This is a genomic window from Stenotrophomonas rhizophila, assembly GCF_020857975.1.
Lineage (GTDB): Bacteria > Pseudomonadota > Gammaproteobacteria > Xanthomonadales > Xanthomonadaceae > Stenotrophomonas > Stenotrophomonas rhizophila_C.
The window spans coordinates 34,638-52,913 of record NZ_JACWUO010000007.1 but is presented as its reverse complement, the minus strand read 5'-3'; the positions used below and the strand labels follow the sequence as shown (position 1 = coordinate 52,913).

General features: G+C 67.2%; 17 protein-coding genes. 5 read left to right on the top strand and 12 right to left on the bottom strand.

Annotated elements, in window-relative coordinates; genetic code table 11:
• Positions 1-40: 40 nt before the first annotated feature.
• The 6 genes from atpA to IC535_RS08755 form a co-directional block, all read right to left on the bottom strand.
• A complete protein-coding gene (gene atpA, locus IC535_RS08780) occupies positions 41-1,588 on the bottom strand; it encodes a F0F1 ATP synthase subunit alpha (RefSeq protein ID WP_228885299.1) in 1,548 nt (515 codons plus the stop codon).
• 44 nt (positions 1,589-1,632) lie between these two features.
• Positions 1,633-2,160 (bottom strand): F0F1 ATP synthase subunit delta, encoded by a 528-nt coding sequence (locus tag IC535_RS08775; protein WP_228885298.1) that lies wholly within the window; start codon positions 2,158-2,160, stop codon positions 1,633-1,635.
• A 3-nt stretch (positions 2,161-2,163) separates the two neighbouring features.
• Positions 2,164-2,634: a F0F1 ATP synthase subunit B gene (locus tag IC535_RS08770; RefSeq protein ID WP_228885297.1), complete on the bottom strand. Its 471-nt coding sequence runs from the start codon at positions 2,632-2,634 to the stop codon at positions 2,164-2,166.
• A gap of 116 nt (positions 2,635-2,750) precedes the next feature.
• Positions 2,751-3,053: a F0F1 ATP synthase subunit C gene (gene atpE / locus IC535_RS08765; RefSeq protein WP_228885296.1), complete on the bottom strand. Its 303-nt coding sequence runs from the start codon at positions 3,051-3,053 to the stop codon at positions 2,751-2,753.
• Between the two features lie 62 nt (positions 3,054-3,115).
• On the bottom strand, positions 3,116-3,910 hold the full coding sequence (gene atpB, locus IC535_RS08760; protein WP_228885295.1) for a F0F1 ATP synthase subunit A: 795 nt from the start codon (positions 3,908-3,910) through the stop codon (positions 3,116-3,118).
• 31 nt (positions 3,911-3,941) lie between these two features.
• Entirely contained in the window at positions 3,942-4,310 is a 369-nt protein-coding gene (locus IC535_RS08755; RefSeq protein ID WP_228885294.1) for a hypothetical protein, read from the bottom strand.
• A 509-nt stretch (positions 4,311-4,819) separates the two neighbouring features.
• Here IC535_RS08755 and IC535_RS08750 point away from each other — a divergent pair.
• Complete coding sequence (locus IC535_RS08750) at positions 4,820-5,638, top strand: hypothetical protein (protein WP_228885293.1); 819 nt, start codon at positions 4,820-4,822, stop codon at positions 5,636-5,638.
• Positions 5,639-6,510: 872 nt separating this feature from the next.
• Here the strand turns inward: IC535_RS08750 and lpdA are convergent.
• From lpdA to IC535_RS08730, 4 genes are all read right to left on the bottom strand, one after another.
• Complete coding sequence (lpdA, locus tag IC535_RS08745; RefSeq protein ID WP_228885292.1) at positions 6,511-8,325, bottom strand: dihydrolipoyl dehydrogenase; 1,815 nt, start codon at positions 8,323-8,325, stop codon at positions 6,511-6,513.
• Between the two features lie 17 nt (positions 8,326-8,342).
• On the bottom strand, positions 8,343-8,963 hold the full coding sequence (locus tag IC535_RS08740) for a hypothetical protein (protein WP_228885452.1): 621 nt from the start codon (positions 8,961-8,963) through the stop codon (positions 8,343-8,345).
• Positions 8,964-9,034: 71 nt separating this feature from the next.
• On the bottom strand, positions 9,035-10,438 hold the full coding sequence (aceF, locus tag IC535_RS08735) for a dihydrolipoyllysine-residue acetyltransferase (protein ID WP_228885291.1): 1,404 nt from the start codon (positions 10,436-10,438) through the stop codon (positions 9,035-9,037).
• A gap of 198 nt (positions 10,439-10,636) precedes the next feature.
• Positions 10,637-11,179, bottom strand: coding sequence for a DNA-deoxyinosine glycosylase (locus tag IC535_RS08730; protein WP_228885290.1), 543 nt, complete (start codon positions 11,177-11,179; stop codon positions 10,637-10,639).
• A 188-nt stretch (positions 11,180-11,367) separates the two neighbouring features.
• Between IC535_RS08730 and IC535_RS08725 the strand changes: the two genes are divergently transcribed.
• The 3 genes from IC535_RS08725 (at position 11,368) to glpK (ending at position 15,378) form a co-directional block, all read left to right on the top strand.
• Positions 11,368-12,003, top strand: a complete 636-nt coding sequence (locus IC535_RS08725; protein WP_228885289.1) for an OmpW/AlkL family protein — start codon at positions 11,368-11,370, stop codon at positions 12,001-12,003.
• Between the two features lie 265 nt (positions 12,004-12,268).
• The gene (gene glpD / locus IC535_RS08720) at positions 12,269-13,762 is read left to right on the top strand and encodes a glycerol-3-phosphate dehydrogenase (protein ID WP_228885288.1); all 1,494 of its coding nucleotides are present in this window, start codon (positions 12,269-12,271) and stop codon (positions 13,760-13,762) included.
• 116 nt (positions 13,763-13,878) lie between these two features.
• Positions 13,879-15,378, top strand: a complete 1,500-nt coding sequence (gene glpK, locus IC535_RS08715) for a glycerol kinase GlpK (RefSeq protein ID WP_228885287.1) — start codon at positions 13,879-13,881, stop codon at positions 15,376-15,378.
• A gap of 170 nt (positions 15,379-15,548) precedes the next feature.
• Here the strand turns inward: glpK and IC535_RS08710 are convergent, their stop codons facing one another.
• Positions 15,549-16,343: a MetQ/NlpA family ABC transporter substrate-binding protein gene (locus IC535_RS08710; protein ID WP_228885286.1), complete on the bottom strand. Its 795-nt coding sequence runs from the start codon at positions 16,341-16,343 to the stop codon at positions 15,549-15,551.
• A gap of 226 nt (positions 16,344-16,569) precedes the next feature.
• Positions 16,570-17,535 carry a helix-turn-helix transcriptional regulator gene (locus IC535_RS08705; RefSeq protein WP_228885285.1) on the bottom strand — a complete coding sequence of 322 codons (966 nt, stop codon included), beginning with the start codon at positions 17,533-17,535 and terminating at the stop codon, positions 16,570-16,572.
• A gap of 92 nt (positions 17,536-17,627) precedes the next feature.
• On the opposite strand from IC535_RS08705, the gene IC535_RS08700 reads away from it, so the two are divergent.
• Positions 17,628-18,239 carry a hypothetical protein gene (locus IC535_RS08700; protein ID WP_228885284.1) on the top strand — a complete coding sequence of 204 codons (612 nt, stop codon included), beginning with the start codon at positions 17,628-17,630 and terminating at the stop codon, positions 18,237-18,239.
• The last annotated feature ends 37 nt before the right edge of the window (positions 18,240-18,276 follow it).

Genomic DNA, 18,276 nt, shown 5'->3' with positions numbered 1-18,276 from the left:
CAATCCGTCCAGCGGGGCAGAGCCCCGCTCTACATGCGGCTTACCAGCTGCCGGTGGTCTTGAACTCGGAGATGCCCTGCTTGAAGGCCGCTTCGATGTCGTTGTCCCAACCGCCGGTGGCGTTGATCTTGCTGATCAGTTCGCCCTGGGTGTTGGCGAAGTGGGCGTGCAGGCCCTCTTCCAGCGCCAGCAGCTTGTTGACCGGCACGTCGTCGAGGTAACCCTCGTTGACCGCATAGATGGTCAGCGCCTGGTTGGCGATCGACATCGGGGCGTACTGCTTCTGCTTCATCAGCTCGGTGACGCGCTGACCGCGCTCGAGCTGCTTGCGGGTGGCTTCGTCCAGGTCCGAGGCGAACTGCGCGAACGCAGCCAGCTCGCGGTACTGGGCCAGCGAGATACGGATGCCGCCGGACAGCTTCTTGATGATCTTGGTCTGGGCCGCACCACCGACGCGCGACACCGAGATACCGGCGTTCACGGCCGGGCGGATGCCCGAGTTGAACAGATCGGTTTCCAGGAAGATCTGGCCGTCGGTGATCGAGATCACGTTGGTCGGCACGAACGCGGACACGTCGCCGGCCTGGGTTTCGATGATCGGCAGCGCAGTCAGCGAGCCGGTCTTGCCCTTGACGGCGCCGTTGGTGAACTTCTCCACGTACTCTTCGGACACGCGGGCAGCGCGCTCGAGCAGGCGGGAGTGCAGGTAGAACACGTCGCCCGGGTAGGCTTCACGGCCCGGCGGGCGCTTGAGCAGCAGCGAGATCTGGCGGTAGGCCACGGCCTGCTTGGACAGATCGTCGTACACGATCAGCGCGTCTTCGCCGCGGTCCATGAAGTACTCGCCCATGGTGCAGCCCGAGTAGGCGCTGATGTACTGCATCGCGGCCGATTCGGACGCGGTCGCAGCGACCACCACGGTGTGCGCCAGCGCGCCGTTCTCTTCCAGCTTGCGCACGATGTTGGCCACGGTCGAGGCCTTCTGGCCGATCGCGACGTACACGCACTTGATGCCGGTAGCCTTCTGGTTGATCACCGCATCGATGGCCAGGGCGGTCTTGCCGGTCTGGCGGTCGCCGATCACCAGCTCGCGCTGGCCACGGCCGATCGGGATCATCGAGTCGACCGACTTGTAACCGGTCTGCACCGGCTGGTCGACCGACTTGCGCCAGATCACGCCCGGGGCAACGCGCTCCACCGGCGCGGTGGCCTTGGCGGCGATCGGGCCCTTGCCGTCGATCGGCTCGCCCAGCGCGTTGACCACGCGGCCGAGCATTTCCGGGCCGACCGGCACTTCCAGGATGCGCCCGGTGGTCTTGGCGATGTCGCCTTCGCGCAGCTGCTGGTAGTCACCCAGGACCACGGCGCCGACCGAGTCGCGCTCCAGGTTCAGGGCCAGGGCGAAGGTGTTGTTCGGCAGTTCGATCATTTCGCCCTGCATCACGTCGGCCAGACCGAAGATGCGCACGATGCCGTCGGACACGCTGGTCACGGTGCCTTCGTTGCGCGATTCCGCGGCCAGCTTGACCTTCTCGATGCGGTTCTTGATCAGTTCGCTGATTTCGGAGGGGTTGAGCGTGGTTGCCATCGTCAAGTCCTAGTGCCGGCGATCACGCCGGACGTTAAATGAATTCAGTTAGCGAGCGCGGTCTGCAGGCGCGACAGCTTGCCCTTGAGCGAGCCATCGATGACCACATCGCCAGCGTCGATCACGGCACCGCCGATCAGCGACGCATCGACCGCGGTCGTCACGTCCACCTCGCGGCCGAAGCGCTTGCGCAGCGCGGCCTTGATGGCGTCCAGTTCGGCAGCGGACAGGTCGGTGGCCGAGGTGACCGTGGCCTTGACCACGTGTTCGGCTTCAGCGCGCAGCTGGGTGTACATGCCGGCGATTTCCGGCAACAGCGGCAGACGGTGCGCTTCGGCCAGGATGGCCAGGAAGCGACCAAAGCTCTCGCTGGACGATTCCGGGGCCAGCAACGCGACGGCATCGCCGCGGTCCAGTTCCGGATTCGACAGCAAGGCCGCCACGCGCGGGTCGGCGGCTACGTGGGCGGAGAACGCAAGCGCGTCCGACCACGGCGCGAACGTGCCTTCGTCGCGCGCGGTCGCGAACGCGGCGCGGGCATACGGGCGTGCAAGCGTGAGGGCCTGGCTCATCGATCAGATCTCCGATGCCAGCTCGTCGAGCAGCGCCTTGTGGGCGTTGGCATCGATTTCGCGCTTGAGCAGCTTTTCGGCACCGCTCACGGCCAGCGCGGAGACCTGCTTGCGCAGTTCCTCACGGGCACGGTTGGCGGCAGCCTCGATTTCAGCGTGGGCCAGGTCTTTCTGGCGGTTCGCTTCGACGATGGCTTCATTCTTGGCGGCGTCAACGATCTGGTTGGCGCGGGCATGGGCCTGGTCGATGATCTCGTTGGCCTTGCTGCGCGCTTCCTTCAGTGCGTCGTTGACCTTTTCCTGCGCCTGGGCCAGATCCTTCTGGCTGCGGTCGGCAGCGGCGAGGCCTTCGGCGATCTTCTGCTGGCGCTCTTCGATGGCATTCATCAACGGCGGCCAGATCTTGGTCGCGATGATCCAGATCAGACCGGCAAAAGCCAGTGCCTGGGCAACGAGGGTAAAACCGATATCCATGGGGTTCGCTCAATCTGGGGTGGCGAGGCAGGGTGGAAGCGCAGCCTGGGCGGCGCTTCCGATCCTTCATCCACGATCAGGCGCCTGCGGCGCCCGATCGTTTCGCTACCGCTGGATCAGCCCGCAATCGCCGGCAGGCGGTTGACGAACTCGATGGACAGCGGGTTGGCGAAGGCCAGCAGCAGGCCAACGGCGACCGAGATGATGAACGCGGCGTCGATCAGGCCGGCGGTGATGAACATACGGACCTGCAGGACCGGAATCAGTTCCGGCTGGCGGGCAGCCGATTCCAGGAACTTACCGGCCATGATGGCCAGACCGAGACCGGCACCCAGCGCGGCCAGGCCGATCATGATGCCGACGGCGAGGACGGTGGAGCTCTGGACTTGGGCGAGGTTGGTCAGGACGGCGAAGTACATGGTTATCTCCAGGAACTTAAGTTGCTAAGGGTAATGAAACGGATGAAGGGTGAAGCGAAAACTCAGTGACTGTCTTCCGACAGGCTCAGGTACACGATGGACAGCATCATGAAGATGAAAGCCTGCAGCGGAATCACCAGCAGGTGGAACAGCATCCAGCCCAGGCCGAATGCACCGCCGGCGATGGCACCGGCAATGCCGGCACCGCCCAGCACCCAGATCAGCAGGAAGACGATTTCGCCGCCGAACATGTTGCCGAACAGTCGCATCGCCAGCGAGATCGGCTTGCTGAGCCACTCGACGATGTTGAGGATCAGGTTGAACGGCATCATCCACTTGCCGAACGGCGCGGTCAGGAATTCCTTGGTGAAACCACCCAGGCCCTTGGAGCGCAGCGCGAAGAACAGCATCAGGAAGAACACGCTGATCGACATGCCCAGGGTGGCATTGACGTCGGCGGTGGGGACCGGCTTCCAGTACGGCACGCCCAGAGCTTCCAGCGGCAGGGCGATGAAGTCGGCCGGGATCATCTTGATGAGGTTCATCAGGAGGATCCAGAAGAAGATCGTGATCGCGATCGGGGTCACCAGCTTGCTGGTGCCGTGGTAGGTGTCCTTGGCCTGGCGGTCGACGAACTCCAGGCAGATCTCGACGAACGCCTGCCACTTGCCCGGCACGCCGGCGGTGGCCTTGCGCGTGGCCATCCAGAAGCCGAACACCATCAGCAACCCCATCAGGACCGAAGTCACCATGGTGTCGACGTGGATCGCCCAGAAACCACCTTCCTGCATATGGAACGTCAGGTTGTGCAGGTGATGTTGGATGTAGGAGGTGGGAGTTAGCGCCTCGCCTGCCATGTGTCCGGAACCTTGAGTTAAATAAATTGGATCAGCGCCTGGCCAGAGCCAGGACCTGGAACATCAATCCGACGGCGATACCGGCCAGCAGCGCCAATGCAGGCAGCTTGAAGACCAGGAACCCCACCATCAGGACGCCGAAAACGAGCACCCACTTTGCCACCACCGCCAGGATCAGGCGGGTCATTGCCGACCCTGCCGCCTGTACCCCGCCGCCCAGCGCCATGCGCGCGGCCACCCAGCCACCGGCGGATACCGCCACGCCCGAGGCCAGCGCCCCCAGGGCGTACGTCGGCCCGGCCAGCAGCATCAGGGCCAGAGCCAGGACAGCCACTGCGGCGAGCGGATAAACCGCTGCGCGCAGCATCAGTCGCCGACCCGAATCAACGGAGTTCAGCACACGTATGTCCTGCATGGTCGTAAGAAGAAAAGGCCGAGGCCGCAAGCAAACGCCTCGTCGAGCCGCCAAAGTATAGCAACGGGACAATTTGCGAGACAACCGGTCCCTGTTCATCCCGGATGTGCGCACGTTGCTGCATCGCCGCAGCGCGCGCGTTCCACCGGCGGGCCAATCCCGTCGTGGCAGGCGTTGCGCATGCGGCAGCGCAGCATATTGAACTTTGGTCGCAGGCGGCGGTCCCACCCATCGGCCTGCACTTCACTCCTCGTCGGCGCCCGGTTGCAGGCCGGTACCGGGTGGCCCCGGCGGTTCGGGGCCACCCGCTTTTGCCGGGCCCGGTGTCCAGGCCCGCCGGCGGTGACCGGCGCATTCAGCAGCCCTGTCGGCGGACAGCCGGTAGCCACGGCCGCATGAACGGTACACAGTGCGTCCACCATACGTTCACGAATGGTGGACGCAGCGCTGGTGCACAGTGATTCCCAATCGAATCCCTGCAAGGACACACCACGATGCGCCTGACGCTTTCCCTGCTCGCCCTGCCACTGGCCATGGCCGCCCTGACCCACGCCAGCACCGCCAGTGCCGCCGAGGGCGATGACCGCTTCACCCTGCGCCTGGGGGCGATGAACATCGATTCGGACAACACCATCCGCGGCCAGACCAACGTCGGCGGCCAGGATATCGGCTTCTCCGAAGACTTCGACCTGGGCGGCAAGGAATGGGAACCGCGTGTGGACGGCATGTTCCGCATCAGCGACCGCCAGCGCCTGATCTTCGATTACTTCAAGTACGACAAGAAGCGCCGCGAGACGCTCGGTGAAGGGGTCAGCTTCGATGGCGTGACCGTGCCGGCCGGCAGCTTCGTCAAGGGCGAGCTGAAGTACCAGGTGGCCAGCCTGGTGTATGACTATTCGGTGGTGGATGGCGACAAGTTCGACCTGGGCCTGCAGCTCGGTGCCGAATACGCCAAGGTCAGCACCAAGGCCTATGCCGATGTGGGCGACCTGTACCAGGGCGAGTTCCTCGACGAGAAGGCCGACGGCGTGGCACCGGTGGTGGGCGCGCGCATGACCTTCAGGCCCGCCGACCGCTGGATGATCAACCTGCAGGGCCAGTACCTCAACACCAGCTGGGGCAACTTCGACGACTACGAGGGCGACCTGACCCGCGCCAATGCGATCGTGGAGTACAGCCTGACCGACAAGTTCGGCATCTTCGCCGGTTACGACTATTTCAAGCTGGACGTGGACCAGAAGGGCCGCGACGGCACGATCGGTCTGAAGCAGGAATTCAGCGGCCCGGTGGCAGGCGTCAGCGTTTCGTTCTAAGCCTGCGCAACCTTTCTCTCCGAGCGCGGCAACAGGGTGACCTGTTGTCGCGTTTTTGTTTGGGCTGGGGTTGGGTTTATGGGAAATGTGTCCTGTAGTGCTGGCCGTTGGCCGGATGCTGTTGTTTCCGCTTCGCGGAGATATTCAACGTCAACAGCTTTCGTGCCCCTTCAGGGCGCGAGTTACCTTTCTTTGCTCGTGCAAAGAAACGTAACCCAAAGAAAGCACGCCCCGTCCGCGATCCGGCGGGCTACGCCCGCCGGTTCCCTGCGCTTCTCGCGTCATCGGGGGACGGCGCGGAACTCGCTGCGCTCAGACACCCGCGCCTCTTCGCCCCCGATGCCGCTGCGATGCTCGGCTCGCTCCAAGGGGGAGGTGGATCAAGATCACGAGCAACGGCAACGGCGTCCAGCCAATGGTCGGCCTTACAACCCCATCGCAGGTAGGTCCGACCCGTGCTCGGACATGCTTCTTTCCGGCATCACCTTGTCCGAGCGTGGCTCGGACCTACGCTTTCCCGTGCGTGCCAGCCATGTGTGAAGGGCTGGCCCGGGTGGGTTGGCGGGACTGTCGAAAACATGGATGTTTTCGCCAAGCCCCCATGGGTGAAGGCGCATTGCATGCGAGGCACTGCCTCGCATGCGACTGAACGCACAGCCGCCGGCGGCTGGGCCGGGCCGCGGAGCGGGGTTCACGGCGTGTCCCGCCAACCCACCCGGGCCAGCCCACCCCGGCGCAGGCAATGCTGTCCGCCGTTGATCTTCTGCCGCCTTAAGCGAACGACCACAAAACCCCGGCTTTCGCCCCAAACGAAACGCCCCGGCAATGCCGGGGCGTTTCGTTGCATCGGTGTCACCGCCAACGGCGGCGACCTACCGCTTCTTGGGCATGTACAGATCGGTGATCGTGCCGTCGTAGATTTCCGCGGCCATCGCCACCGATTCGCTCAGGGTCGGGTGCGCGTGGATGGTGTGGCCGATGTCCTCGGCTTCAGCACCCATCTCGATCGCCAGGCCGATCTCGGCCAGCAGGTCGCCGGCGTGCACGCCCACGATCGCGCCACCGATGATGCGATGGGTGTCCTCGTCGAAGATCAGCTTGGTGAAACCCTCGGTCCGGCCGATGCCGATCGCGCGGCCGCTGGCCGCCCACGGGAACTTGGCCACACCGACCTTCAGGCCCTGCGCCTTGGCTTCGGTCTCGGTCACGCCCACCCAGGCGATTTCCGGGTTGGTATAGGCCACCGACGGGATCACCCGCGCCACCCACTCCTTCTTCTCGCCCGAGGCCACTTCGGCGGCCAGCTTGCCTTCGTGGGTAGCCTTGTGGGCCAGCATCGGGTTACCGACGATGTCGCCGATGGCGAAGATGTGCGGCACGTTGGTGCGCATCTGCCGGTCCACCGGGATGAAGCCGCGCTCGGTGACGCCCACGCCGGCCTTCTCGGCGCCGATCTTGTTGCCGTTCGGCGAACGCCCGACGGCCACCAGCACGCGGTCGAAGGTGCCCTGCTCCAGGCCCGGCTTCTCGCCTTCGGCGGCAGCCTCGAAGGTCACCGTGATGCCCTTCTTGTCCGCGCTCACGCCGGACGCCTTGGTCTTCAGGTGCACCTCCACGCCCTGCTTCTTCAGGCGGTCGGCCAGCGGCTTGACCAGGTCCTTGTCGGCACCCGGCATCAGCTGGTCCATGAACTCGACCACGGTGACCTTGCTGCCCAGCGCCGCATACACCGTCGCCATTTCCAGGCCGATGATGCCGCCACCGACCACCAGCAGCGAACCGGGGATATCGGCCAGCTCCAGCGCATCGGTGGAATCCATCACGCGCGGATCGTCCCACGGGAAGTTCGGCAGCTTCACCGCCTGCGAACCGGCGGCGATGATGCACTGCTCAAAGCGCAGCAGCTGGGTCTTGCCGTCGTCGCCGACGATCTCCAGCTCGTTGGCCGAGACGAACGTGGCCACGCCCTGCACCGTGCGCACCTTGCGCTGCTTGGCCATGCCGGCCAGGCCCTTGGTCAGCTGGGTGACCACCTTTTCCTTGTAGCCGCGCAGCTTGTCCAGGGTGATCGTCGGCTCGCCGAACGCCACGCCGAAATCGCCGGCATGGGCCACTTCATCGATCACCGCCGCCGCATGCAGCAGCGCCTTGGACGGAATGCAGCCCACGTTGAGGCAGACCCCACCCAGGCTGGCGTAGCGCTCGACCAGCACGGTGTCCACGCCCAGGTCGGCCGAGCGGAACGCGGCGGTGTAACCGCCCGGGCCGGCGCCCAGCACCACCATCTTGCATTCGATGTCGGCCGGCTTGCCCGACGACAGCGCCGCCTGCGGCGCGGCCGGTTCGGCCGGGGCGCGGTGCGAGGGGGTCACCGGCGGCTTGGTGCCCGGCGCGGCTTCGGCCTTCGGCGCTTCGGCCTTGGCCGGCGCAGCCGGGGCCGCGGCCTCACCTTCGGCTTCCAGCACCAGCACCACGTCGCCCTCGGACAGGTTGTCGCCGAGCTTGACCTTGATTTCCTTGACCACGCCGGCGGCCGACGACGGCACTTCCAGCGTGGCCTTGTCCGATTCCAGCGTGACCAGACCCTGGTCCTTCTTCACCGTGTCGCCCACGGCAACCAGCAGTTCGATCACCGGCACACCGCTGTAATCGCCGATGTCGGGAACCTTGATTTCAATTGCGGCCATTGTTGTTCTCCTGGTACTCAGCCGGCCTTGCCGGCGAGCAGTTGCTGCAGTTCGTCGAGCGACTCGTCCAGATCCTGCCAGCGACGGTCGAGCTTCTTTTCCTTGGTGTCGCTGGCTTCGATCAGCAGCGCCACCTGTTTCATCATCAGCTTGCCGGTACCGCACTCCGGGCGCGGGCCGCTGAAGCGCCGCCCGTCCACCTGGAAGGACACCACTTCCCCATCCAGCACCGCCGCCTTGCGGTCGGCCGGTACCGCTGCGTCCAGCGCGGCCTGCCAACTGCGCAGCAGGCGCTGCGCCAGCGCGGCCGGAATGCTTACCTGGTACTGGTCCGGTTCCTGATCCACGCGCAGTTCAAGACCGCCCTGGCGGGCGCTGTTGTTCCAGTTGTAGACCCGCTTGTCGGCGCGGCTGTAGCGCAGCGTCCATTCCTGTTCCTGGGTGCCCGGCAGCAATGCCACACCGGTTTCCACCCCTCTCTTGGGCAGGGTCACCAGCGACAGCGCCGGCTGCGCGCGGCCTTCGAACAGGGTTTCCACCGCCTGGCCATAGTTGCCCACCGCCGGTGGCCAGCCGCGTCCCAGGCCGGACGCGCATTCCGCCGCGACCGCCTGCGGCACCGGCAGCACGGCCAGCATCAGCAGCCCGTAGAGCCGGGCTCTGCCCGGCTGCACATAGGCTCTGCCCGGCTGCAATGCCAGGCATTGCCTCACAGCAGCACGCGCCGCATGTCGGCCAGCACCTGCGACAGGTAGGTGGTGAAGCGGGCGGCCAGCGCACCGTCGATGACCCGGTGGTCGTAGCTCAGCGACAGCGGCAGCAGCAGCTTCGGGGCGAACTCCTTGCCGTTCCAGACCGGCTGGATCGACGACTTGGACACGCCCAGGATGGCCACTTCGGGTGCATTGACGATCGGGGTGAACGCGGTGCCGCCGATCCCGCCCAGCGAGCTGATCGAGAAGCAGCCACCGCTCATGTCGGCCGGGCCCAGCTTGCCGTCGCGCGCCTTCTTGGCCAGTTCGCCCGATTCCTGCGCGATCTGCACCACGCCCTTCTTGTCGACGTCGCGGATCACCGGCACCACCAGCCCATTCGGGGTGTCGGCGGCGAAGCCGATGTTGAAGTACTTCTTCAGGGTCAGGTTCTCGCCGCTGGCGTCCAGCGAGGCGTTGAACTCGGGGAACTTCTTCAGCGCCGCGGCGCTGGCCTTGACCAGGAAGGCGAGCATGGTCAGCTTGATGCCGGCCTTTTCGTTCTCCTTGTTCAGTGCCACGCGCAGGGCTTCCAGCTCGGTGATGTCGGCCTGCTCGAATTGGGTGACGTGCGGAATCATCGCCCAGTTGCGGGCCAGGTTCGCGCCGGAGATCTTCTTGATCCGCGACAGCGGCTGCACCTCGACCTCACCGAACTTGCTGAAGTCCACCTTCGGCCAGGCCAGCAGGTTCAGGCCGCCGCCCCCGGCGACGGTGCCGCCGCCGGCAGCGCCGCCACCAGTCAGCGCGGACTTGACGAACTTCTGCACGTCGCCCTTGGTGATGCGGCCGCCCTTCTCGGTCCCGCTGAGCTGGTTCAGGTCAACGCCCAGCTCGCGCGCGAACACGCGCACCGCCGGCGAGGCGTACGGCACCTTCTGCGGCAGCACGCTGTCGGCATTGAACTGCACCGGCGGGCTGCTCGGCGCACCGGCCGACGGCGCCGCAGCGGCCGGGGCCGGCTGGGACGGCTTGGCCGCGGCCTGCTCGATCTCGCGCTCGGCCAGCTTGTCCGGCTGGGCGGCGGTGGCGACCGGCTCGACCTTGGCACCGGTCTCGGCGGTTTCGACCTTGGCGGCCGGGGCCGGGGCCGCGGCGGCGGCCGGCTTGGCCTCGCCTTCGGCCACTTCGATCAGCGCCACGACCTTGCCCTCGGACAGGTTGTCGCCGATCTTGACCTTGATCTCCTTGACCACGCCGGCCACCGAGGACGGCACTTCCATCGTGGCCTTGTCCGATTCCAGCGTGACCAGGCCCTGGTCCTTCTTGACGGTGTCACCAACGGCGACCAGCACCTCGATTACCGGGATATCGCTGTAGTCACCGATATCGGGGACAAGTGCTTCCTTGATTTCGGCCATGGGGATAACTCCGGCAATCTGGTGTAGGGAATCGCCTATTGTGGGGGCAGCGGGCGTCAGCGCCAACCGGCTGGGCGAATATTCGCCTCCGCTGTCCCGGGACAGGCTGTTGCACGTCCGGCCTTGGCGGGCTCGCGCTTGCGTCAGTACCAAGCCGAATTTTCCAGTCGGTACCGTATTGTCCGCGCCCTGGACGGCTCAGTCCTGCAGCGCCGCGGCCACCGGCTGCCAGGCCAACTGCACCGGCTGCCAGGCCAACTGCAGCCGCGGCAGCGACCAGGCCGCATTGGCCGGGCTGGTCGAGGGCAGCGCCCACACCGGCAGCGAGCGGCCACGCGCGCCCAGCGCCGGGGCCACCCAGCGCTCGAAGGCGCGGTGCGCGGTAGCGCCATTGCAGGCCACCGCACGCAGCTGCGGCAACTGCTCGATCAGTGCCGGCACCGCATTGGGCACTTCGCTGCCACGCACGATCGCCGCATCCAGGCTGCCGCGCCGCCGGCAATGCCCGATCACATCCCAAAGGCCCACGCCGGCGGCCTGGAGTGCCGCCAGCCGCACCGCGTACGACTGGGTCGCATCGATGCCGCACAGCGCCGCCATCAACGGCCAGAAACGGTTGCGTGGATGCGCGTAGTACTGCGCGGCCTGCAGCGAGGCCACGCCCGGCATCGAACCCAGCACCAGCACCCGGCATTGCGTATCCACCTGCGCGGGAAAGCCGCTGCATTGCATCTGTTCCATCACATCTCCCACAAGTCCATGAACGTCCCCGCCACCATCAGCGCGTGCAACCGCAACGGTTTTTTGCTGGTCGCTGAACGGAACAAACTAAATTTTAACGCGCGTCGGATGCGATTCATGTTGCGGGGACTACGTTTGCCTCGCCCCGACGCAAGGGGCACAGAACAAAAATACTGAGGAGATCCCCCATGCGTTCCATCCATACCCTGACCCTGGCTACCCTGACCGCGCTGGCCTTTGCCCCGGCCGCCTTCGCGCAGGACACCTCCAGCGCCGATACCGCCTCGGGCAAGCATTTTGCCGTGGTCGGCGGCGTCTCGCTGCTGCAGCCGAAGAACGATCCGGTCGACGGCATCGGCAAGGTCGACGGCGGCCCGGCGCCGACGGTGAGCTTCAGCTACTACATCAATGACAACTGGGCCGTGGAACTGTGGGGCGCGGCCGACAAGTTCGACCACCGCGTGCGCGGCTCCGACGGCAACCGCCTGGGCAGCGTCGAGCAGCAGCCGATCGCGCTGAGCGGCCAGTACCACTTCGGCCAGGCCGACAACGTGTTCCGCCCGTTCGTCGGCGTGGGCTACTACGAGTCCAACTTCAGCAACGAGAAGCTGGACAGCGGCATCGGCCATGTCGGCCTGGAAACCGCCAAGGGCGCCATCGGCACCGTCGGCGTGGACATGAACATCAACAGCACCTGGTTCGCCCGTGCCGATGCGCGCTACATGCATTCGCGCCCGGAACTGACCGTCAACGGCGACAAGACCGGCGACAAGGCCAAGCTGGATCCGTGGACCGTCGGCTTCGGCATCGGCGCGCGCTTCTAAGCACCGGCCACACGCTGTCATGCATCACCCAACGGGCCCCTTGCGGGCCCGTTGGCGTTGTGGGCCGCCACAGCACGGGGCGGCGATGACGCATCCGGCGCGTGCGGCACCGACGGCGCCCGTCCATCCCCTTGCGAAACCAGTACTTCGTCCCGTTTCGGCGCCGTGCAGCGCGGTATTGCCCGGCCTGGGCATACCACCGACACCGTCGCTGGACTAGGCTCAGCACAAGGCCAGCCAATCGGCAGGCACGGGGTGTGCGGACATGCTCGATCTGCTGGTCGTGGGCGGCGGCATCAATGGCGCGGGCATCGCCCGCGACGCGGCCGGGCGCGGCCTGCAGGTGGCCCTGTGCGAACAGCACGACCTGGCCGCGCATACCTCCAGCGCCAGCAGCAAGCTGGTGCATGGCGGGCTGCGCTACCTGGAACAGCGCCAGTTCGGGCTGGTGCACCGCTCGCTGGCCGAACGCGCGACGCTGCTGCGCATCGCCCCGCACCTGGTCACCCCGCTGGGCTTCGTGCTGCCGCACAGCCCGCAGCTGCGCCCGGCCTGGATGCTCCGGCTGGGCCTGCGGCTGTACGACCTGCTCGGCCGCGGTACGCTGCCGCGTTCGCGGGCGCTGCGCCTGCATGGCCACCCGTTCGGCATGCCGCTGCGCGACAGTGGCGGCCTGGGCTTCATCTATACCGATGCACGCGTGCCCGATGCCCGGCTGGTCGTGCTCAATGCGCTGGATGCCGCCGAGCGCGGCGCGCGGATCTGGCCGCGCACCACCTGCACCCGCGCCTGGCGCGATGCACAGGGCTGGAGCGCCGAACTACGCGATGCGCAGGGCCACCAGCGCGTGGTCCACGCACGCAGCCTGGTCAACGCCACCGGGCCCTGGGCCGCGGCGTTCTGCAAGGACATCAGCCACAGCCGCGCCGTACCGCTGCGGCTGGTGCAGGGCAGCCATATCGTGCTGCCGGCGCTGTACGGCCACGACCATGCCTACCTGCTGCAGCAGCCGGACCGGCGCATCGTGTTCGCCATTCCGTTCGAGCGCCAGTTCACCCTGGTCGGTACCACCGACGTCGACTTCCACGGCGATCCGGCCGACGCCGGCATCGACGCGGCGCAGCTGGACTACCTGTGCGCGGCGGTGAACCGCAGCTTCCACCAGCATATCCAGCGCAGCGACGTGCTGTGGAGCTACAGCGGGGTGCGGCCGCTGCTGGACGATGCGCAGGCCAACCCCAGTGCGGTCAGCCGCGATTACCTGCTGGACCTGGACAGCGACGGCGCGCCGCTGCTGAATGTCTTCGGCGGCAAGCTGACCACCTACCGGCGCCTGGCCGAACAGGCGGTGGACCTGCTGCTGCACGGCCGCGCCGCCTGCCCACCGGCCTGGACCGGCACCGGCGCGGTACTGCCCGGCGGCAGCCGCGGCACCCCGGCGCAGGTGCAGGCCTGGCTGGGCGAACGCTGGCCGTGGCTGCCGCCGGCACTGGCCGCACGCTGGGCCGGCAGCTACGGCTGCCGCGCCGAACGGATCATCGGCGACGCCGATGCGCTGCCGGCCCTGGGCGAGCACTTCGGCGCGGACCTGTACCAGGCCGAGGTCGACTACCTGTGCACCTGCGAATGGGTACAGCACGCCGATGACCTGCTGTGGCGGCGCACCAAGCTGGGCCTGGTGCTGGATGCGGCCCAGCAGCAGCACCTGGCCCGCTGGCTGGAGGCACGCGCCGGCGCCCTGCCCGGCACTGCCCCCTGACCATCGTTCCTGCCGACCGCCAGCGCGCGTTGCGGCAGACTGCCGGCAGCGGCCCGCGCTGACCCGTATTACTCTGTCCGGCGTGCCGCGGCGCGCCCACACCAGGAACCACGGCCATGGAACATCGCTACATCCTCGCCATCGACCAGGGCACCACCAGTTCGCGCGCGATCCTGTTCGACCGCGCCGGCCGCGTGGCCGGCAGCGCCCAGCGCGAGTTCGGCCAGATCTTCCCGCAGCCGGGCTGGGTCGAGCACGATCCGCGGGAAATCCTCACCAGCGTCTATACCACCATCACCGAACTGCTCAACCGCGAGCAGGTTGACCCGCGCAGCATCGCCGGGATCGGCATCACCAACCAGCGCGAAACCACCGTGGTGTGGGACAAGGCCACCGGCCAGCCGATCCACAACGCGATCGTCTGGCAGTCGCGGCAGAACCATGCGATCTGCGAACAGCTCAAGGCGCAGGGCCATGAGCCGCTGATCCGGCGCCGCACCGGGCTGCTGATCGACGCGTACTTTTCGGCCACCAAGATCCGCTGGATCCTGGACCATGTGGACGGCGCGCAGGCGCGGGCCGAGCGCGGCGAACTGCTGTTCGGCACCATCGACAGCTGGCTGGTGTGGAACCTCAGCGGCGGCCAGGCGCATGTCACCGACCTCAGCAATGCCGCGCGCACCTTGTTGTTCGACATCCACACCCTGCAGTGGGACGACGAACTGCTGGCGCTGTTCAACATCCCGCGCGCGATGCTGCCGCAGGTGCGCAGCTCCAGCGAGGTCTACGCCAGCACCCGTGCGCAGTTCTTCTTCGACCAGCAGATCCCGATCGCCGGCATCGCCGGCGACCAGCAGGCTGCCCTGTTCGGCCAGGCCTGCTTCGCCCCGGGCATGGCCAAGAACACCTATGGCACCGGCTGTTTCATGCTGATGAACACCGGCGCCAAGGCGGTGCAGTCGCGCAACGGGCTGTTGACCACCATCGCCTGGGGCATCGACGGCCAGGTCGAGTACGCGCTGGAGGGCTCGATCTTCGTGGCCGGCTCGGTGGTGCAGTGGCTGCGCGACGGGCTGCGCATGTTCGGCAAGTCCAGCGACAGCCAGGCCTATGCCGAACGCGCGCACGACACCGACGGCGTATACCTGGTGCCGGCCTTCGTCGGCCTGGGCGCGCCGTACTGGCGCAGCGACGTACGCGGGGCGATGTTCGGCCTGACCCGCGGCACCAGCAAGGAACATTTCATCCGCGCCGCGCTGGAGTCGATGGCCTACCAGACCCGCGACGTGCTGGCGGCGATGCAGGCCGATGCCGGGATCGAACTGAAGGAGCTGCGCGCCGATGGCGGGGCGATCGCCAACGACTTCATGGCCCAGTTCCAGAGCGACATCCTCGGCGTGCCGGTGCTGCGCCCGCAGGCGGCCGAAACCACCGCACTGGGCGCGGCCTACCTGGCCGGGCTGGCCACCGGGTTCTGGCACAGCCGTGCCGAGATCGCCGAGCAGTGGGCGGTCGATCGCCGCTTCGTCCCGCAGATGGCGGTGGACCGCCGCGAGGCGCTGTACGCCGGCTGGCAGCAGGCGGTGCAGGCGACGATGGGGTTCCGCGTGGGGTGACCCCCTGTGCCTGCCCGCGTAACGCCGCGGTCAGGCCCCCACGACGTTGAACGCCGACCGGAGCCACCGGCCGGCCAGCCTTCACGACGATCGGACCGAAGAGCCTCCACGCATGGCGTGGATCTACGTCGGTTCCGATGGTCGCCAGCGGGATTGGATCGTTGTTCCGATCAGAACGCCGGCAATACCGCGCCCTTGTATTTCTCGGCGATGAAGGCCTTTACCTCGGGGCTGGTCAACGCCTTGGCCAGCTTCTGCACGCGCGCATCGTCGCGGTTGTCCGGGCGGGCGACCAGGAAGTTCACGTACGGCGAATCCTTGCTCTCGATCGCCAGCGCGTCCTGGGTCGGGTTGAGCCCGGCATCGAGCGCGTAGTTGGTGTTGATCAGGGCCAGGTCGACCTGGTCGAGCACGCGCGGCAGCATCGCCGAATCCAGCTCGCGGAACTTCAGCTGCTTCGGGTTGGCGGTGATGTCGCGCTGGGTGGCCAGCGCATTGGTCGGGTCCTTGAGCGTGATCAGCCCGGCCTTGTGCAGCAGGATCAGCGCGCGGCTGTTGTTGCTCGGGTCGTTGGGGATCACCACGTCGGCGCCCGCCGGCACCGCGTCCAGCGACTTGAAGCGACGCGAATAGGCGCCGAACGGCTCGATATGCACGCCGATCACCTTGACCAGGTCGGTCTTGCGGTCGCGGTTGTAGGCGTCCAGGTAGGGCTCGGTCTGGAAGTAGTTGACGTCTACCTGCTTCTGCACCAGCTGGTCGTTGGGCTGCACGTAGTCGTTGAACACGCGCACCTCCAGCTCCAGGCCTTCCTTCTGCAGCAGCGGCTTGACCACGGCCAGGATTTCGGCATGCGGCACGGCGGTGGCGGCCACCACCAGCTTCTGCGAATCGGCGTTGGGCTTGCCGCAGGCGGCCAGGGCCAGCACGGTGGCGAACAGCGGGAGCAGCAGGGACTTCTTCATGGGGGCGGTATCCGGGGGCAGCGACAGCGCCCAACCATACCGCACACCCCCGCCCTTGCGGTATCGGGGGATATGACTGGATTTCATCAGGGTGGCTTCACGACCGGGGTGGGTCGCTTAGGGCCAAAGCCTGGTGGGTCAGGTTGGTGGCGCATGGCGATGCGTTCGTCATCCTGTGCGCTGGGCGTACTTTGCGCGGCGATGCGTGAGACCACTCCGCGCGCAATTATTCGTAATTGCTCAACGCCAGCGCCAACAACGCCTTGGCCTGCTCGCGCAGCATCACCGGCTCGATGATCTCCGCATCCGAGCCGTAATGCAGCACGTCCATCAGCAACTCGCGCGACACGCTGTAGGGCACCTTCAACTCGTAGCGGCCGTCGGGCAGGAAGCGGCCCTGCTGCTTGGAGTGCCAGTGCTCGTCGGCCACCCAGCGCGCCGCCTTGGCACTGAACACGATGGTGGCCCAGCCCTTGGGGGCGCCGGAGAAGATGCCGTAGCTGGCGCCCAGCTGCTCGTCCAGGATGCTGTCGTCCACGTCGCGCGCGGCCGTGTCGACTACCCGCGCCTTGTAGATGCGGTCCACCGCGAAGCTGCGCAGGCCCTCGCGGCCGTGGTCCCAGGCGTCCAGGTACCAGTTGTCGCGGTAATGGGTCATGCGCTGCGGCGACACCGTGCGCTTGGTCGCCTCATCGGTGGAGCGGGCGCGGTATTCAAAGCCCAGCTGCTTGCGCTCCAGCACCGCCGAGGCCACCGCGCGGAAGCTGGCTTCGTCGAACTTGCGGCCGCGGTGCGGGATCACCCGGACCCGGTCGACCGGCCAGGTCGAGACCCCGGCCTGGGCCGCCAGCAGCCCTTCGATGCGCTGCTGCAGCGGCGCCAGCACCGACGACAGTACTCCGCCGCCGGTACGCGAGAGCAGATGCTGGGACGCCAGCAGCGCGTGCAGTTCCTCCGAACTGAGCCACAGCCCGGGCAGCTCGAAGCGCGCGCTCTCGTCGTCCTGGTAGCGGAACCCGGCCTCGCCATCGCCCTCCACCGGCGCCATCAGGGCGTCGCGCAGGAAGGCCAGGTCGCGGTAGACGGTGGCGCGGGAACACTCCAGTTTTTCCTGCAGGGTCGCCACCGTCACCGGGTAACGGGCGGACTTCAGCAGACGATGCAGGGCGTTGATGCGTTCATATCGGTCCATGACCCGATTATGTCCGAGTCGCCGCCGTTGTGGCTGCCCCGGGCGCATCTTCGGCTATCGTGAGGCCCCGAACCCACCGGTTGCCACCCGTCATGCGCCTGTTGCCCGCCGCCGTCCTGCTGTCCCTGCTGCTGTCGGCCTGCGACGGCGCCACCGGGCCGGCCCCGGGTGCCGTGCCGTCGGGCAGCGTGCCGGCCGCGGTGGACCCGGTGCAGGCGGTGCTGGGCGCCAGCCAGCGGTTCGGCCAGCTGCGCAGCTTCCACGCCACCCTGCGCATGCAGGGCCCGCGCCGGGTGGAGGCGCAGATGGACTTCGTGGCGCCGGACCGCTACCGGCTGACCACGCCCGAGGGCGTGCAGACCATCATCGGCGATACCTTCTTCCTGCAGCACGATGGGCAGGTGCGTCAGGTCCCGGTGCCGCCGGGCCTGCTGGCGCAATGGCGCAACCCGCTGCCGCCGGACCTGGCGCCGGCCCAGCTGCGGGTCGAAGACCTGGGCGCCGATCGCGTCGGCGGCCAGGCCACGCGGAAATACCGCGTGCACCATGCCACCGCCGCCCCGGACGGGCTGCTGTACTGGGTCAACGCACAGGGCCTGCCGGTGCAGATCCAGCGCCAGGGACAGACCCGGGGCCAGGCCCTGCAGATCACCGTCGGCTATACGCGGCTGGACGATCCGGCGCTGCAGGTGGCGCTTCCCTGAACAGGGAACCAGGCCGAACCCCTGCTAAAGCCGGGGA

Coding starts and splice junctions, on each gene's coding strand:
- atpB (WP_228885295.1), bottom strand. CDS start 3,910: ATGGCAGGCGAGGCGCTAACTCCCACCTCCTACATCCAACATCACCTG.
- atpA (WP_228885299.1), bottom strand. CDS start 1,588: ATGGCAACCACGCTCAACCCCTCCGAAATCAGCGAACTGATCAAGAAC.
- IC535_RS08740 (WP_228885452.1), bottom strand. CDS start 8,963: ATGCTGGCCGTGCTGCCGGTGCCGCAGGCGGTCGCGGCGGAATGCGCG.
- atpE (WP_228885296.1), bottom strand. CDS start 3,053: ATGTACTTCGCCGTCCTGACCAACCTCGCCCAAGTCCAGAGCTCCACC.
- IC535_RS08730 (WP_228885290.1), bottom strand. CDS start 11,179: ATGGAACAGATGCAATGCAGCGGCTTTCCCGCGCAGGTGGATACGCAA.
- lpdA (WP_228885292.1), bottom strand. CDS start 8,325: ATGGCCGCAATTGAAATCAAGGTTCCCGACATCGGCGATTACAGCGGT.
- IC535_RS08710 (WP_228885286.1), bottom strand. CDS start 16,343: ATGAAGAAGTCCCTGCTGCTCCCGCTGTTCGCCACCGTGCTGGCCCTG.
- IC535_RS08775 (WP_228885298.1), bottom strand. CDS start 2,160: ATGAGCCAGGCCCTCACGCTTGCACGCCCGTATGCCCGCGCCGCGTTC.
- IC535_RS08705 (WP_228885285.1), bottom strand. CDS start 17,535: ATGGACCGATATGAACGCATCAACGCCCTGCATCGTCTGCTGAAGTCC.
- glpD (WP_228885288.1), top strand. CDS start 12,269: ATGCTCGATCTGCTGGTCGTGGGCGGCGGCATCAATGGCGCGGGCATC.
- IC535_RS08725 (WP_228885289.1), top strand. CDS start 11,368: ATGCGTTCCATCCATACCCTGACCCTGGCTACCCTGACCGCGCTGGCC.
- aceF (WP_228885291.1), bottom strand. CDS start 10,438: ATGGCCGAAATCAAGGAAGCACTTGTCCCCGATATCGGTGACTACAGC.
- IC535_RS08770 (WP_228885297.1), bottom strand. CDS start 2,634: ATGGATATCGGTTTTACCCTCGTTGCCCAGGCACTGGCTTTTGCCGGT.
- glpK (WP_228885287.1), top strand. CDS start 13,879: ATGGAACATCGCTACATCCTCGCCATCGACCAGGGCACCACCAGTTCG.
- IC535_RS08750 (WP_228885293.1), top strand. CDS start 4,820: ATGCGCCTGACGCTTTCCCTGCTCGCCCTGCCACTGGCCATGGCCGCC.
- IC535_RS08700 (WP_228885284.1), top strand. CDS start 17,628: ATGCGCCTGTTGCCCGCCGCCGTCCTGCTGTCCCTGCTGCTGTCGGCC.